This is a genomic window from Paenibacillus xerothermodurans (genome assembly GCF_002220865.2).
In the GTDB taxonomy this organism is placed as follows: Bacteria; Bacillota; Bacilli; order Paenibacillales; family NBRC-103111; genus Paenibacillus_S; species Paenibacillus_S xerothermodurans.
In genome coordinates this window covers 56819-72410 of sequence record NZ_NHRJ02000003.1, presented here as the reverse complement: position 1 = coordinate 72410, position 15592 = coordinate 56819, and the positions used below count along the sequence as shown (strand labels likewise).

Here is a 15592-nt window from a genome sequence, read left to right as displayed (position 1 = left end):
CTGCTGGCTTAGCGTTCGCATCCTAGGCTGCGTGACCGCAGTAAAGCGCTATTGCGATTGGTTCTGCTGCGCTGGACTCGACGTGCCTTGATTTTGCCGCCTAGATGGCGGTTGGTTACGCTCGTTCGACTGGTTTTGCCTATGTTGATTATGATTTGGATAATGTTTCCGTGAATGATTGCGCTGTGCCTGATGCGAGCGGCCCGACTGCCGTTCCTGTCTGTCCTGCCGGTCGTGACGCTCCGGTCGCTCCGGCCGTGCTTGACGTTCCGGTTTTTCCTGCCGCTCACTGCGCTCGGGCTGATCCGGTGCTCTGTGCGCCTGCGGCTGATGCCGTGGCAGGTGCGTTGGCGGTTCTATGTGATATGCGGGCTCGAGCGGTACCTGCGCCCCAGCCTGATCCAATGTGACACCTTCGGCTGGCACCGGCTGTTCCGCGCTTGCTTCAGGCCGAACCGCGATTTTCTCGAGGATGAAGTAAGCACAGCCAAAGTTGCAGTACTCATTCAAATAATCCTGCAGTGTAGCGATTGAGGATTCCTTCGTTGCTTTCGGATGATCCTCCTTAAAAAAACCGCGCAGCCGCAGCTGGTTGTATCCCCAGTCCCCAACGATATAATCATAGCGCTCAAGCACCTCGCTGTAGCGTTCCTTGAATGCATCCGGCTTCCAGCCGTTTTTATGGTCTGCGACCACCTCATAGGTTTTGTTCGAGATGTGGATCACGTCATGGTTTCCCTCCCAGATAACGCAAGTAGTAGAGTAACTTTACGCCCGCTGCGAAGATTTCACCTGTTCATGCGCATGATAGGAGCTGCGAACCAGCGGTCCGGATTCGACGTGACTGAAACCGCGCTTCATGCCCTCAGCCTTCAGCTGCGCAAACTGCTCTGGCGTATAATATTTTTTGACTGTCAAATGCTTTGTTGTCGGCTGCAGATACTGTCCGATCGTCATGATGTTGCAGTCCACCTGGCGCAAGTCGTCCATGGTCTGTATGATTTCGGACCACTCTTCCCCGACGCCGAGCATAATGCTTGATTTGGTCGGGATGCCAGGAGCGATTTGCTTCGATCGGGCAAGCAGCTCCAGGGAACGGCGGTATTTGGCTTTGCTGCGGACCTTGTCCGACAAGCGCTCCACCGTTTCCACATTGTGGTTCAGTATATCCGGCTTCGCATCCAGCACCGTGCGCAGTGAAGACTCGCTGCCCATAAAATCAGGAATCAGCACTTCCACGCTGCAAAACGGCATACGTTGACGTATAGCCAATACTGTCGCGGCAAAAATCGAGGCGCCGCCATCGGCCAGATCATCCCGGGCTACCGAGGTCACGACGACATGCTGAAGTCCCATCTGCTCTGACGCTTCGGCCACACGCTCTGGCTCCTGAAGATCCAATTCCGTCGGCAGACCCGACGTTACCGCGCAGAAGCGGCAAGCCCGTGTGCATATATCCCCGAGAATCATGAACGTTGCGGTACGGTTTGCCCAGCATTCATGGATGTTCGGGCATTTGGCTTCTTCGCATACGGTATGCAGCGTTTTGTCACGCATCATATTTTTTAACTCTTTGTAATTTTCACCTGTTGTCAATTTGATTTTAAGCCAATCCGGCTTGCGTTCTATCGGAGTAGACATATGTTTTGTCCCTGCTTTCTGCGGTTCTTTGTCCATACTCTTGAAGCTATTATATCAACGAAAGGCATAACAATCCACTTTCCTTTTCTTTTATGATAAACTAGGTAGGACTAAAAAGTGTCGCACCATCATATACTTATGCCGGAGGAAAACGCTTTCTATGATGAATCTAGAATCTGTCTTAAAGCTCGTCAGATCGGGTGACTTGGATATATCCGAGGCACAGAATTATCTTGGGCAGCTGCTCAACCGCAACAACGAGCCGGGCAACCGGATAGACGACCTTGGCTTCGCCCAGCTGGATATAGACAGAGAGCAGCGCACCGGATTCCCTGAGGTCATTTATGGGGAAAGCAAAACAGCGGACCAAATTGCCGCCATCTTCCAAAGGCTAATGCTGCATTCCGACAAGGTGCTCGCTACACGCGTCAGCCAAGACAAGGCTGCCGAGCTCGTAACAGCCATCCCGGCCGCCGTGTACCATCCGGACGCCAGGGTGCTTGTATGGTATAGAAACGCCGAAGCCATGCCTCCGAAGGATGGAAACTACGTCGCTGTCGTGTGCGCCGGAACTTCCGATCTGCCGGTGGCCGAAGAAGCCGCGTTAACGGCCGAATTCATGGGCTGCCGTGTCGAGCGCGTGTATGATGTAGGCGTGGCGGGGATTCACCGCCTGTTCCGCAGGCTGGAACTGATTCGGGCTGCCACAGCTATCGTGGTCGCAGCAGGCATGGAGGGCGCGTTGACCAGCGTGGTCGGCGGGCTTGTAGCAAAACCTGTGTTCGCCGTGCCCACAAGCGTAGGCTATGGAGCCAGCTTCCACGGCATGGCCGCACTGCTCGCGATGCTGAACTCTTGTGCGCCCGGCGTATCTGTAGTGAATATCGATAACGGCTTTGGTGCCGGCTATAACGCTGCATTAATACATAAAATTACCATGAAGAGGGACTGAGCTATGAAAATCGCCTATTTGGATTGTTTCTCAGGAATCAGCGGCGACATGACTCTCGCGGCGTTGGTCGACGCGGGTGCGGACCGGGATTATATTGAAGAAGAGCTTCATAAAATCAAGATCGAGCCGTTCTCTCTCGAGTGGAAACGTGCCAACAAAAATGGAATTTCCGCTTTAAAACTGGATGTTATGGTGGATCCAAACACGCCGCCCACACATCATAGACATTATTCGGAAATTGTGAAAATCATCCAAGAGGCGGGCTTTAAGGCAAGGGTTGTTAAGCTGAGCTTGGCCATTTTCGACAAAATAGCCATAGCCGAGGCAAAAATTCACAACATGCCTGTTGAAAAGGTGCATTTTCATGAAGTCGGGGCGATCGATTCGATCGTGGATGTGATCGGGGTTGCGTTAGCTTTAGATTCCTTGGACGTGGAAAAGGTGTTCTCTTCTCCGGTAGTGCTGGGCGCCGGAACCGTCAGGTGTGACCACGGCATTTATCCGGTTCCCGCTCCGGCCACATTGGAAATGATGCGCGGACTACCCATCTCGCCATCCAGATACGCGGTGGAGATGACCACGCCCACGGGCGCAGGCATTATTGCCGGTCTGGTCGACGAGTTTGCGAAAGGTTATCCGTCGATGGTGGTAGAAACGGTAGGATATGGCGCGGGTACGCGAGATCTGCCAAACCAACCCAACGTACTGCGTGTCGTGATAGGCAAGGCTGATTCGTTTAACCATAAATATCAGGTGCATTACGAGGAAGTTCACATCGCGTCTGGACATGAGCATTCGCATGAGCATCACCATAGTCCTGCGCACCACCATAGCCATACTCATGCGCACGGCCACGGCGATGACCACCATACTCACCAAAGCCATACGCATGAACATTCGCACGATCATTCACACGAGCATGGCCATAATGACGGGCATGAGCATGAGCATCGCCACACGGACCATAACAAGCCCGGCCATGGCCATAGCCATGTTCATCCGCACAGCCACGGGCATTGAACGTGGCCCGTGCTAATGGGTGGTGACAACAGCCGCACGCATCGTACAAGCCCGGACAGCCGCGGGCATTGCACGTGGTAACTGCGGTCTCCCCGTGCTCATGGTGGTGACACGGCCGCACGCATCGTACAAGCCCGGACAGCCGCGGGCATTGCACGTGGTAAACTGCGGTATCCCCGTGCTAATGGGTGGTGACACAGCTGCACGCATCGTACAAGCGCGGACAGCCCGCGGGCATTGCACGTGGTAACTTACAAGGCCGGGCAGGGCGCACCCATGCAGCATCCGAGCAACCGCGGGCATTGAATGTGGTGATTGCGCTCTGACCCGCGCTCATGGCGGATGCCCGTTGCTTGCGATCGCAAGCACACAATAGCTTGGACACCGCTGCGTGCATCCGCACAGCTAGGACATGAGCCTAGTGCCAGCTTTGCCCGCCGCTAAGGCGGTGATGAGCCTTCTCTCGTGATCGGCTCACACCAGCACCGGGATGTTGTTGTTTGTCCCGGTTCGACCCCCGACTGGACCCGGCACCGCGTGCCATAGGCAACCAGTCTCCGCGGCCTCTAATGGCAAGGACCTCAGCATCGTTTTTGAAGCACGACTGAAATTAGACCCCCGCTTGGCCGTATCTCAGCTGATCCTCGACAGAAAAAGCCGCCGCACCTCATCATACACACGTTTCAGCGGTACTCCATGCTGTTTCGCCGCTTGCTCACAATCTTTGAACTCAGGGGCGAACTGCACCATATCTCCTCTGTGGTAACCGACTTTCACATTGATCTCACCCCACGGGGTGGCCACACTCTCGAACTGCCGCGCCAAGCGGTGGCACACTGCACGCATATAACGCAAGCCGATTGTTGTGGTTTCCCGAAAAATGACCTCCTCAATACTTGATAGCTCACAGTCACCCACAAGCACATTCAACATGATGCCCGGACGTCCCTTTTTCATGATGATCGGCACCCAATACACGTCGTTGGCCCCCGCTTCAAACAACAAATCCCCTACGTAAGAACACAACTCAGGGTTCATGTCATCGATATTTGCCTGCACCAGCAGCATCCCTTCGTCCACGTGCTCTTCCCGGTGTTGAAATCCCATGCGCGATCCCTCCCTGTTCGCATCATACCAAAAAAACACCCCCCCTGCAAACGAACGGTTTGACAGGTGGTGAGGATAAAAATACATACCGTGTCACATCCTAGCTGTAGCAGATAAACACGGTAAAAAGCTTTTTTGATCCTAACTTTGGAGGTAGCTGATTTATGGCTGTGAACTGGCGGAACAGCGTTATATTTATGTTATGCTTTAGTGTTTTTTTGAGTGCAGTTCCGCCCGCCGCGGCCAGTGCCCCTGTCGTTTCAGCCCAACCGGTGAACGCGGAGCGGGACAGCGTGAAAGCAGTGTTCGCCGAGCGCAAGGAACTGTTTGATAAAGTAAGCACCTTGACGGGAATCCCTTGGTATTACCTGGCGGCAGTCGATCAATATGAGCGCACTATCAGCATTGCGCGAAAGCGGCCGGGACGGGACGGTCTGATTGCAATTTACTTTTCGGAGCTGCAGTGGTGCGGAATGCTAAACCCCGACCATGAGGATACTCATCCGGCAAGTATCGCATTCTTCGATGGGCTCGGGCGGGACGGTTCCGGAGATGGCCGGGCCGACCGCGGAGATAGTCTCGACCGTCTGTGTTCGATGGCAACGTTCCTGCTTAAGCACGGGTCTGCAGAGGACGATGTGCTCATCGGGCTGTGGGAATATTATCAACATCCGCGCAGCGTTGACCGGGTTCACCAATTTGCGAAAATATACGCTAAGTTCGATACACTGGATTTGCATGAGCACACGTTTGTTATGCCGCTGCGCTCGCATTACACCTATCACAGCACATGGGGAGCGAGCCGGGGCTGGGGCGGTTTCCGGATCCATGAGGGAACGGATCTGTTTGCCGGATATGGCGTACCCGTCCGCAGCGCAACGTATGGCATTATAGAAATTATGGGCTGGAATCCTTACGGCGGATGGCGAGTCGGGATCCGCGACTTAAACAACGTTTACCATTATTACGCCCACCTGTCCGGATTCAACAAGAAAGTGAAAGTAGGGGATGTCGTTACGCCTGGACAGGTCGTAGGCTGGGTCGGAAGTTCAGGCTACGGCAAGCCGGGAACGTCGGGCAAATTCCCGCCGCACCTGCACTATGGCCTCTACCGTGATAACGGAGTGACGGATTGGTCGTTCGATCCTTACCCTCACTTGCGGAAATGGGAGCGTGAGGAACGATTGCGGATCAAAAAGTAGGTGCGGCAGTTCTTGTGTAGGTAAGCCGGCTGTGGTGTTTATCAGTCAGCTCCGACGTCGCTGCAGTGGGCAGCAGCAAGCAGCTGTACCACTCATTGGTGTTTATCGGTCAGCTCCGACGTCGCTGCAGTGGGCAGCAGCAAGCAGCTGTACCACTGATTGGTGTTTATGGGTCAGCTCCGGTCGTCACTCCAGTCGGCAGCAGCAAGCAGCTGTACCATTGATAAGTGTCTTGTTGCACGCAAAACGCCCGCGTTTAAAGCCGGCTGCGCCAACAACATGCCCGATGATGTGCACACACCCTGGTGACCAAAGGCGGCGCCCAGCAGCCTACCCGCTTCTGTCCACTCCCGACCAACAGACCAACCCGTGATGATCTGCGTTCAAGACAATGCGCGGTGCTCAAGCACCTTTTATCGGTGAACGCTGACTCTGCCGCAGCGGTCCACATCTGCTGTCGGTCGGCCGGCGGTCAGTCAGCCGACTCAGCCGAAGCCGGCGTGCCGGCATCAAACGTGGTCTCCTTCGACGAGGGCGTCTGGAGCTGCGGAATCGATATGCCGGGCGGCATCGGGGGACTGTTGCCAGCGGGCTGGCCTTTTCCATCGAAATAATAAGTCGGCACATCCCCAACGACCAGTGCGTAGGAGATCGGCACCTCTGTTTCCACTACTTCCGGTACGGTGTCCAACGGGATGATGACCGATACCTCAGCGGTTATCCGTATGTATACTTCAACCAGAATCATGTTGATCCCCGCGTTGCGATGGCGTGTGTTCAACTCGACCTTCGCTGCGGCCGCGGGCACAAGACGAATTGGAATATGCGGTCCGAAAGAAGCCATTATCGGGCTGTTCATCGCTTGCCCAAGAGGAATATGCTCCGGCATACTCTGCAGCTCAGCCAGCTTGTTATTGACGGTTTTGATCGTTTCTGCCGTTATTCTCATGTGCTCGGCGTAATTCAGCATAAAAGCGGTTACCTTCCCATCGCGGTCTGTGCGCCAATCGATGAGCCGGTCAAAACTGGTGTTTTGCCCAATTCGGTCGGAAATTGCGCTGTTAATCGACTGCACTGCGATCTGTTTCACGCGGATTTTTGCAAGGTTAGTGAGCGGCGGTTTCAAATTTTTTTCGATATAAATGAACAACTGCGTGGTAAACAGGAACACGATGAGCATAACCAAGATCACGTTCCGTTTGATTTTTCCCGGCCCACCGATTTTTCTCTTCCATCTACGTCTAAGCACAAGCATGTATGCTCCCCCCTTGGAGCTGGCAAACGGCATCATCACTGCTGTAACTGCGAACTTGGAGCCGATTGCACAGACATCGTCGGCATGTACTATACCAGCGTATGCAAAGCACCTTGAAAAAAGAAGAGAGTTGGCGCATGCCATAGCCCGGGCAATGTCTCACAGTGAGCACCAAATGCATGCAGAGCATAGGCGCTGTAACGAATGAGCTCGGCTGCCATCCTGCAGTTTTCAACAGCACGTCTCAAGCTCCATCAGATGCTCTTTGCCTCGTGCGTACTCTGCCCGGCTCCCCCCTGCCGAAAGCCTGAGTACACAACAGCCCCGGTGGCGATCAAAATTACACCTGTAACCACAAACACCCAGTGTATGTTCAGACCCAGCCCAAGTGCTCCGCCGAGCAATGGCCCCGCCATGGCACCGAACTGATTGGCACTGGCCGTCAACCCGAACGAACGGCCCCGGAATCCTGCATCGGTATTGCGAATCACCATAGCGTTGATAGCCGGCGTTATACCAGCCATGAAAAAACCGTAAACAAACTGCACCACCGTAAACAGCCACAGCTGCTGGACAAAAAATTGCATCGACACCACGCCTCCCGACGCCAGTAAACAGACGCTGAGTATGAAGCTGCAGCTGAGCTTTTGCCCAATTCTGCCCCAAAAAGGCGACGCTACAATGCCTGCTATACCGATGATGGAAAAAATAATCCCGGACGTCAGCACCGCGCCTGCGAGGTCGCCCTGTAAGCCAGCCACGTGCAGTGTGAGCAGCGGTTGAATCATGTTGACGGAAAGCTGAAAAACAAATAACAGAAGCAGCATTAGCACCAAAGTACGATTGGCGGCGGCTTCCTTCCATGTTTGAAGGATGCTGCTGCGTACAGCGGACGGATTGCTTCCTCCCTTGCCATCATGCACCCAAATAATAACCGCCACTGCCGCAACGAAAATTAGAACCGCCGCCACGATGAATGACATGCGAAAGCCGAACCACTCCGACAATAACCCGCCGAATAAAGGCCCGAGGATGCCTCCCGACATCGTACCGGCCTGCATCATGCCGAGACTCCAGCCCATCTGCTTTTCAGGCGCCGTGGACGCAACTATGGCCATGGACGCAGGCACGAAGCCGCCGACGAAGCCATGCAGCAAGCGCGCTCCGATCAGCTGCCACGGGGTTTGAACAAACGCGAACAGGGCGTAAATCACCGCTAGACTGATGCCGGCACGGATAACCATTTTGCGTTTGCCGTATCGGTCGGCCAGCCCTCCCCAGAACGGCGCCATGATCGCCCCGATCAAGAATGCAGATGAATACACCGCACCGGCCCACAGATTGACGGTCGTGTCATCCACACCCAACTCGAGCAAAAATAAAGGGAGGAACGGTACCGACATCGTGTAGCTGGAACTGCACAGCACTACGCCGCCCCATAAAATCCACATCGTGCGTTTCCACGGTTCCATGGTACACTCCTCCGTAAGGCTATTGTTTCAATACATGGTACGCCTTTCCACTAAAAAATAAAAGATCGTTTCCTGGACGAATGCTAGTCACCTGAATGTTAGCTGCGCTTGATCTACGTGACATAGCGCTGTATGCGCCGAACAAAAAAACTGCGGATTCGAAAATCCACAGCTTCAGGATCAATTTGATCACACTGAGCAATCCACACGTTTGCGCCGGATGAACGCGCTCGATTCAAACATGTGCTGCTCAGGCACACGCTCCAACGTAATGAAACTATGCGGCTTATAGTGATTCATCAGCCCCATAAACTTATCGTAGTTCAGCATGCCTCTGCCGGCGGCAATCATCTGCAGTTCACCGGCAGCAGGATCTATGACAAAATCTTTCGCATGGGCACTCACAATGCGGGTGCCCAGCAAACGAAAGGCCTCTTCTATAATTTCGTCCTGCTGCTTGTAGTTGCTCTGCGTGAGCAAGTTGCAAGGGTCCAGGACCACTCCAATATTGGCCGACGGCACCTCTTGTAGGATCTGTGCCAGCTCCGAGGCGGTGCCGATCAAGTGCCGGGCTGCGGCCTCCAAGCCGACGTACACTCCCCACTTCTCCGCCTCCTCCGCCAATTCCGCGACCGCTGCCCGCAGCCTCTGCCAATGCAGCTCCCTCTGATCCGTTTTCGGCACTCCCACTTCCGTAGCTACAATCGACGCGCCAAAATGCCGGGCATTACGCAAATGTTCCTTGAATTGATCGACGTTACGGCGGTACACCTCATCATCAAGTTCAACCAGGCTCACATAGCAGCCCAGCACAGCCACTTTCACGCCACGCGAGTGGAATGCGCCGCCGATGGTATTGCCAAGGCCGGGACTCAGCTTACCGAAGCTGCAGTCCACATCCGCGACGGCTTTGGATAACGCGAGCTGCACGTAATCAAAGCCATACGAGGCGACTTTGGCCGCCAACTGCTCGTAGGGCAGTTTGCCAACCAGGTGAGCTAATAAACCGACTGTCATATCCTTTTTCATCCCCTCTCAGTTCGTCCAGGTTGGCTTATGCCACTGCAGAAAAGGAGAAGGCGCACAGCCCCCTCTCCTCCGATTTGTTATTTTTACAGCGTAACCAGGGGACTGGACAGCACGTCGTCTATACGTACCGGTTTTCCTTCCTTCACAGAACGCCACACCGCTTCGCCTGTGCCGATGGAATACGCGCCGTCCAAGCTGCCGGAGAGGATATCATACGCTCTTCGCGGATCAGGACCGAGGAACAGATCCTCCAACAACACCGGGTCTCCGCCGCCGTGCCCGCCTTCACGCTGCACTACATGGATCGTTTCTTTCGCGCCGAACAGCGGATAGTAATCGATGGTCTGTACTTCGGTTGGGAACGGCACCCTGGAAGGAGCGTGATACTCCATCGTCTCCAATCTACCGTGCGTACCGTTAATAGCAAGACGGTATCCTTCATACGGCAGTGAGAAGTTCACGGAATATGTCAGCAGCGCACCTTGATCGTAGCGCACCGTAGCGGCGTACGTATCTTCGATATTAATCTCCGAATCATAGATACAGGCGTCAGGCCGGTATGCCGTGTAAGCTTCCGTAGGCCGAACCGAGTTGACCGTGCCCAGATGATCGTCCTTGATGTGGAGATCCTGGCTGCGCGTCGACCAACGAGTATAATAAGCGCAGTCTTGTCGCACGTCACAGGTGCCGCAGTGGCGGCCGTCTTCCTTTTTCGGGTTCAATTCGCCCTCGGGACCGTAGTAATTCAAGGCGCCATATGCAAACGCTTCAACCGGCTTCTGCCCGATCCACCAATTCACCAGATCAAAATGGTGCGAGCTCTTGTGAATGGACAAGCCCCCGGAAATTTCACGGATGCGATTCCAACGCTTGAAGTAGCTTGAACCATGATACGTATCGATATACCAATTCAGGTCGATGGAGGTCACCCGGCCTATTTTTCCGGACAGAACCATTTCTTTGATCTTCGTGTGGATCGGAGCATAACGATAATTAAACGTTACTGTCACGTTCCCTTTGCTTTTCGCCTCTGCATCTATAATTTTGCGGCAGTCTGCGCCGGTGGTAGCCATCGGCTTCTCGGTGATGACGTCCAGATCCTTTTCCAGCGCCTGAACAATGTACGTCACGTGAGTATCGTCCCGCCCTGTGACAATCACCACATCCGGTTGCGTTTCTTGCACCATGCGATCGAATTCTTGCGGCCCATATTCGCCCACACCAGCCAGCTGCGGATACTTCTCCTTGCACACGAGATGTCTTTTCGGATCGATGTCCAGCAGTGCAACTACTTCCGTTTGCTCAGAGAACGTTTTCAACATAGGGCCGATAAACATACCTATCGCCCGGTTGCTTACTCCGCAGATCGCATATCTTTTTCTCATTTTCATCTTCCGCCTTTTATCTCAGTATAAAATTAGCCTTTAACAGAGCCCAACAATACACCTTTCGCAAAATGCTTTTGCAAGAACGGATATACCGCCAAAATCGGAACCGTCGCGAATACGATTACCGCCATTCGAATGGTCAACGGCTGAATTTCTGTCTCCTCGAAGCCTGTGTCTCCAATCCGGCTTTGCGCCAGGATGACGATCTCACGGAGCAGCACTTGCACCGGCCACATGGTGTTATCGTTGATATACAGTATTGCGTTGAAGAATGAGTTCCAGTGGGATACCGCATAAAACATCCCGAAAGTCGCCATAGCCGGCATGGACAATGGAAGCACGATCCGGAACAACACGCCGATATCGTTGCACCCGTCGATGCGAGCCGAATCCTCCAAACCGTCCGGTATCGCCTGAAAAAAGTTTTTCAACACGATCAGGTTAAACGCACTGATGGCCGTGGGAATTAGCAGGGACCAATAGGTGTCGATCATGCCCAGCGCTTGCACCACGAAATACGTGGGGATCATGCCGCCGCTGAATAACATGGTGAACAGCACGCCCAGCAGGATGGTTTTGCGGCCCCGCAGAGTTGTACGAGCCAGGGGGTACGCCATAAGTGAGGTTAAGAGTAAATTGATGAACGTGCCCACGGCCGTAATCATAATCGATACACCCAGCGAGCGAATCAAAGTGTTGGTCGAGAAAATGTATTTGTAGGCCGATAAGGACCACTCTTTTGGAAACAGGATGAACCCGCCCTTCGCCACCTCATGTGGACTTGTAAACGATACTGCAATGATATAAATGAACGGGAGGATTGTTGCGAGCCCAACGATAGCCAACAGCGTGTAGTTGACGCTGTCGAATATCTTATTTCCTAATGTGTTATCGTGATTCATATAGGTAAGCCCTCCAATCTCGTAAAATTAATAGATGCCCTCTTGGCCGAATTTTTTTGCCAGCCAGTTCGAACCAAGAACCAAGACCAGCCCGACTACCGACTTAAACAAACCGACCGCAGCACTGTAACTGTACTGTGATTGAGTCAAACCTTTCATGTAGACATAGGTGTCGAACACTTCACCCACCTCGCGGTTTGTCGGCGTCAGCATTAAGAAGATATGTTCAAATCCGCTGTCCAAAAACGAGCCCAAACGCAGAATCAACAGAATCACGATGGTACTGCTGATAGCGGGCAGCGTGATATGCCACAGCTGTCTCCAGCGGTTTGCGCCGTCCATACGGGCGGCTTCATACAGCTGCAGGTCGACGCCGGATAAAGCGGCTAAGAAAATGATCGTGCCCCAGCCTACCTCTTTCCAAATCGACTGTGTGATGATCATCGTTCGGAACCATTCCGGCTCCAGCAAAAAGGCGATTTTCTCACCGGTGATAGCAAACAGCAGCTCGTTGAATAAGCCGCCCTCCGTGGTGAACAGCAAGTAGAATACCCCGACTACAACAACCCAGGAAACAAAGTGCGGAACATAAATCATCGTCTGAATTATACCCTTGAACTTCTGTCTGCGTACCTCATTGAGCATTAAAGCAAGAATGATCGGCAGCGGGAAAAAGAAAATGATGTTATAGACCGCAAGCAGCGTGGTATTCCGGAACAACTGCCAGAACTGTGGTTCGCTGAAAAACCGCTCGAAATGCTTTAGCCCAACCCAACTGCTTTCCATGATTCCGAGAAACGGCTTGTAATCCATGAAAGTGATGATGAGCCCGTACATCGGTACGTACTTGAAAATGAGAAAGTACAGCACTCCGGGCAGCAGCATTAAATATAACCATTTGTCCCGGATAAAATCTTTCATCAGCGGACTTCTTTGAAGCGCTTTCTTTTGCGCCACGGAGGCGTTCTTGTTTGGAGCGTTGGTGAGTAAACTCATAAGCTGTCCTCCTAACATTTTTCATTGTGTGGTGTTGTTTCCCTAATTATCATACGTACAATTGAAACATGCTATCGTATGATTTCAACTTGTTCGGCAGGCTTATGCAATCTGACCGTTTCAGTGCATTTTGACCTATTGATATACGCGATTTAACCTGAAATAGTCTTAATTTAACCTTGGTGCTTCGGTGTTTTGCGACATGATCCCACCGGGGCGTGAGCGATTGGCGTAATGCAAAAAAAGCGCTGAGCGGACTCGTATCCACCCAGCGTTTATCTGTTCTTAGTGTGTGTTCTGGTGCTGCTCCCGGTATTGTCCGGGCGTCATGCCAATTATTTTGCGGAAGCTGCGTATGAATGCTGTCGTATTGGTATAGTTCAACTTTTCGCCGATCTCGGATATTTTCCAAGTCGTGTTCTCCAGCCAATTTTTCGCCATGCTCATACGGTATTCCGCCAAATATTCACTGAAATTGATGCCCATTTCCCGCTTGAACACCCGGCTCAAATAGACGGGATGGAAATTGAGCATCGACGCACAGGCCTCGAGAGAAATGTCTTGGTCGTAGCGCTCGTGCACCAGCTTCACCATTTGGTTTGCGATGTTAAGGTACTGTGATTCCGCCTGTTGATTCAGGAACGCAATGATCGGCTCGAATAGAGTAGATCTAAACCATCTGTGGATCTCTTCAATCGTGTTGAGCTTCAAAAACTGCTCGACCGTGGCCGTGTCAGCCAGCACCTTGTTGATGGTCCCGCCCTGCTCCTGCACCAACTGATAGGCCTTAGAGATCAGCTGCATCATCAGAACCGGATACTCATTGAAATGAATATCCTTGTCTACAATCGCTGAGATGTATCTCGCCAACACCTCATCCACGCGCTTTATATCGCCCAGCTTCAACGCATTCACCAGTTGATCCTCGATCAGCTTTAATTGGGTGTACACCGTGACTTCCATCGCTTTTTGGCCGGAATCAATATCTTCGTAATGCACGATAATTTGATTTCCCAGATTCATGCGGCATTTCAGCGCTTCAAGACCTTCCGCGTATGCGTTCGCAGCACCCGTCACCGCGTCGAACGGCCGGCTGATCCCTATGCTCACCGGAAGCTGCAAAAACTCCCCAATCTTGCGCTTGATCATCTCGGCTGTCTCGTACGTATGAGTTCTTAATTGCGCATCATCTGACAAACTGCTGACGATAAGCGTCACTTGAGAATGGTCGAGTAAAATTGGACTGAACCGCTCGTTCTGTGGCAGCAGTTCCCCAACCATGTTGTTGATTGCAAACATAAGCAGCTCTCTGTCATGCTCGCTGTACCGTGTTTCCGACAACGAGTCGATCTGCAGTGTCAGCACTGCGAGGCTTGTCCATTCCAGCGGTAACCCGTACTTCCTGGACCGGTCGGCAAAGTCGCTGGCGGATAACTGGCCTGTAAACAGCTTCAGTACGAACAGCTCTTTCAACTGGGTGAACTGCCCGCGCAGCTGCTGCTGCAATTCCTGCTCCGTGCTGAAGAGAGAGTGAAAGCGCGCCTCGATGGATAGGAGCTCGTCCTTATGCACCGCGCCGTCCACCTGGATTCGCTGCGTGAACTCGGCGAGCCGTTTGATGGGCGAATACATGCGCCGACTGCCGTAGTAAGCAAACAGCAGGATCAACAGGAAAAGGAGCGTACACACGGCGAAAGTTATCCAAGCGATTTTTTGCGACTGTCGGGTGATATTATCGATCGATACGACAGACACGTAAATCCAGCCGTTATGCGGCGACGAACGGTAGGTCACCCCGAGCTCTTGTTCATCCAGCACGGCATTGAAAAACCCGCTCGATTCCGCGGTTGATTGCGCTTTCTCCGCTGCCATCGTAAGCAGCCCTCTGATTTGACTATCCAGAATTTCCACTACTAAAAGCGCTTTCGGCTGCGCCACCGGAGGCACCACCGGGACCTTATAAACCATCCGGACGGAGTTCACGCTCGGCTGCTGTCCGCTGCTGCTGGCGGGCTCACCCTGACTGACCGGGCGATCGGGCTCGCCGGTGGTCCAGAATAAACTGTTTGGCTGCGTGGTGTACTCCACGAACAATTCACGGCTCGGATGATCACTCAATTTCCCAAACGACGAAAAGCTGACCATCCAGTCTTGGTGCAAATTTATAAAATACGCGTCATTGATACTTGCAAACGTTTGCAGATTATACAGCCCTTTGGACAAATCTCGCACTAAAACGAACTCGTCAGGCCCCAATTTTTGATCTAGGGAGCTCGTAACGAGCGGTGAGTTTATGTACTGCAGGGCGGTCAACTCTAATGTTTTCAACACTTGTTCCACCCGCATCTGATTCTGCAGCAAAACCTGCATATTCCCATCCTTCACCTTGTCCTCAATGTCATCCGATGAGATCAAATAGGAAATAACACCAATGGAAATGACCGGAACAGCCGCGAGAAGAAAGGTGAAACTAAACAGCCGCAACAAAAATTTCGGCACCGGGCAAATTCCTCCTCGCTGTGTCAGTGCCGTTGATCCCGATAACCTTGGGAATGCTTTCTAGCCGCAGCACTGAGCCCATTATACAGTACCGTTTCAGGCAGTGTAAACAGCGTAAAAACACAGAGC

At 52.8% G+C, this 15592-nt stretch carries 13 protein-coding genes; 3 read left to right on the top strand and 10 right to left on the bottom strand.

Annotated features, from left to right (window positions below):
- Positions 1-48: 48 nt before the first annotated feature.
- Positions 49-726 (bottom strand): YutD family protein, encoded by a 678-nt coding sequence (locus CBW46_RS07715; protein ID WP_089199445.1) that lies wholly within the window; start codon positions 724-726, stop codon positions 49-51.
- A gap of 42 nt (positions 727-768) precedes the next feature.
- Positions 769-1677 carry a lipoyl synthase gene (lipA, locus tag CBW46_RS07710; protein WP_089199444.1) on the bottom strand — a complete coding sequence of 303 codons (909 nt, stop codon included), beginning with the start codon at positions 1675-1677 and terminating at the stop codon, positions 769-771.
- Positions 1678-1801: 124 nt separating this feature from the next.
- Here lipA and larB point away from each other — a divergent pair, with 124 nt between their 5' ends.
- Entirely contained in the window at positions 1802-2593 is a 792-nt protein-coding gene (gene larB / locus CBW46_RS07705; protein WP_089199443.1) for a nickel pincer cofactor biosynthesis protein LarB, read from the top strand.
- Positions 2594-2596: 3 nt separating this feature from the next.
- Complete coding sequence (gene larC / locus CBW46_RS07700; RefSeq protein WP_089199442.1) at positions 2597-3613, top strand: nickel pincer cofactor biosynthesis protein LarC; 1017 nt, start codon at positions 2597-2599, stop codon at positions 3611-3613.
- Between the two features lie 633 nt (positions 3614-4246).
- On the opposite strand, the gene larC2 is transcribed toward larC, so the two are convergent.
- Positions 4247-4720: a nickel pincer cofactor biosynthesis protein LarC2 gene (larC2, locus tag CBW46_RS07695; RefSeq protein WP_089199441.1), complete on the bottom strand. Its 474-nt coding sequence runs from the start codon at positions 4718-4720 to the stop codon at positions 4247-4249.
- 197 nt (positions 4721-4917) lie between these two features.
- Between larC2 and CBW46_RS07690 the strand changes: the two genes are divergently transcribed.
- Positions 4918-5922: a M23 family metallopeptidase gene (locus CBW46_RS07690; RefSeq protein ID WP_089199713.1), complete on the top strand. Its 1005-nt coding sequence runs from the start codon at positions 4918-4920 to the stop codon at positions 5920-5922.
- 472 nt (positions 5923-6394) lie between these two features.
- On the opposite strand, the gene yunB is transcribed toward CBW46_RS07690, so the two are convergent.
- The 7 genes from yunB to CBW46_RS07655 form a co-directional block, all read right to left on the bottom strand.
- Positions 6395-7177, bottom strand: a complete 783-nt coding sequence (gene yunB / locus CBW46_RS07685) for a sporulation protein YunB (RefSeq protein ID WP_341538175.1) — start codon at positions 7175-7177, stop codon at positions 6395-6397.
- Between the two features lie 254 nt (positions 7178-7431).
- Entirely contained in the window at positions 7432-8649 is a 1218-nt protein-coding gene (locus tag CBW46_RS07680; protein ID WP_089199440.1) for an MFS transporter, read from the bottom strand.
- A 189-nt stretch (positions 8650-8838) separates the two neighbouring features.
- Positions 8839-9666: a sugar phosphate isomerase/epimerase family protein gene (locus tag CBW46_RS07675; protein WP_089199439.1), complete on the bottom strand. Its 828-nt coding sequence runs from the start codon at positions 9664-9666 to the stop codon at positions 8839-8841.
- Between the two features lie 95 nt (positions 9667-9761).
- Positions 9762-11063: a Gfo/Idh/MocA family protein gene (locus CBW46_RS07670; RefSeq protein ID WP_089199438.1), complete on the bottom strand. Its 1302-nt coding sequence runs from the start codon at positions 11061-11063 to the stop codon at positions 9762-9764.
- 32 nt (positions 11064-11095) lie between these two features.
- Positions 11096-11968, bottom strand: coding sequence for a carbohydrate ABC transporter permease (locus CBW46_RS07665; protein ID WP_089199437.1), 873 nt, complete (start codon positions 11966-11968; stop codon positions 11096-11098).
- A gap of 27 nt (positions 11969-11995) precedes the next feature.
- The gene (locus CBW46_RS07660; RefSeq protein WP_279386459.1) at positions 11996-12889 is read right to left on the bottom strand and encodes an ABC transporter permease; all 894 of its coding nucleotides are present in this window, start codon (positions 12887-12889) and stop codon (positions 11996-11998) included.
- Positions 12890-13249: 360 nt separating this feature from the next.
- Complete coding sequence (locus CBW46_RS07655) at positions 13250-15463, bottom strand: helix-turn-helix domain-containing protein (RefSeq protein WP_089199435.1); 2214 nt, start codon at positions 15461-15463, stop codon at positions 13250-13252.
- Between the last annotated feature and the right edge of the window lie 129 nt (positions 15464-15592).

Coding starts and splice junctions, on each gene's coding strand:
- lipA (WP_089199444.1), bottom strand. CDS start 1,677: ATGGACAAAGAACCGCAGAAAGCAGGGACAAAACATATGTCTACTCCG.
- larB (WP_089199443.1), top strand. CDS start 1,802: ATGATGAATCTAGAATCTGTCTTAAAGCTCGTCAGATCGGGTGACTTG.
- larC (WP_089199442.1), top strand. CDS start 2,597: ATGAAAATCGCCTATTTGGATTGTTTCTCAGGAATCAGCGGCGACATG.
- larC2 (WP_089199441.1), bottom strand. CDS start 4,720: ATGGGATTTCAACACCGGGAAGAGCACGTGGACGAAGGGATGCTGCTG.
- CBW46_RS07690 (WP_089199713.1), top strand. CDS start 4,918: ATGTTATGCTTTAGTGTTTTTTTGAGTGCAGTTCCGCCCGCCGCGGCC.
- yunB (WP_341538175.1), bottom strand. CDS start 7,177: ATGCTTGTGCTTAGACGTAGATGGAAGAGAAAAATCGGTGGGCCGGGA.
- CBW46_RS07680 (WP_089199440.1), bottom strand. CDS start 8,649: ATGGAACCGTGGAAACGCACGATGTGGATTTTATGGGGCGGCGTAGTG.
- CBW46_RS07675 (WP_089199439.1), bottom strand. CDS start 9,666: ATGACAGTCGGTTTATTAGCTCACCTGGTTGGCAAACTGCCCTACGAG.
- CBW46_RS07670 (WP_089199438.1), bottom strand. CDS start 11,063: ATGAGAAAAAGATATGCGATCTGCGGAGTAAGCAACCGGGCGATAGGT.
- CBW46_RS07665 (WP_089199437.1), bottom strand. CDS start 11,968: ATGAATCACGATAACACATTAGGAAATAAGATATTCGACAGCGTCAAC.
- CBW46_RS07660 (WP_279386459.1), bottom strand. CDS start 12,889: ATGAAAGATTTTATCCGGGACAAATGGTTATATTTAATGCTGCTGCCC.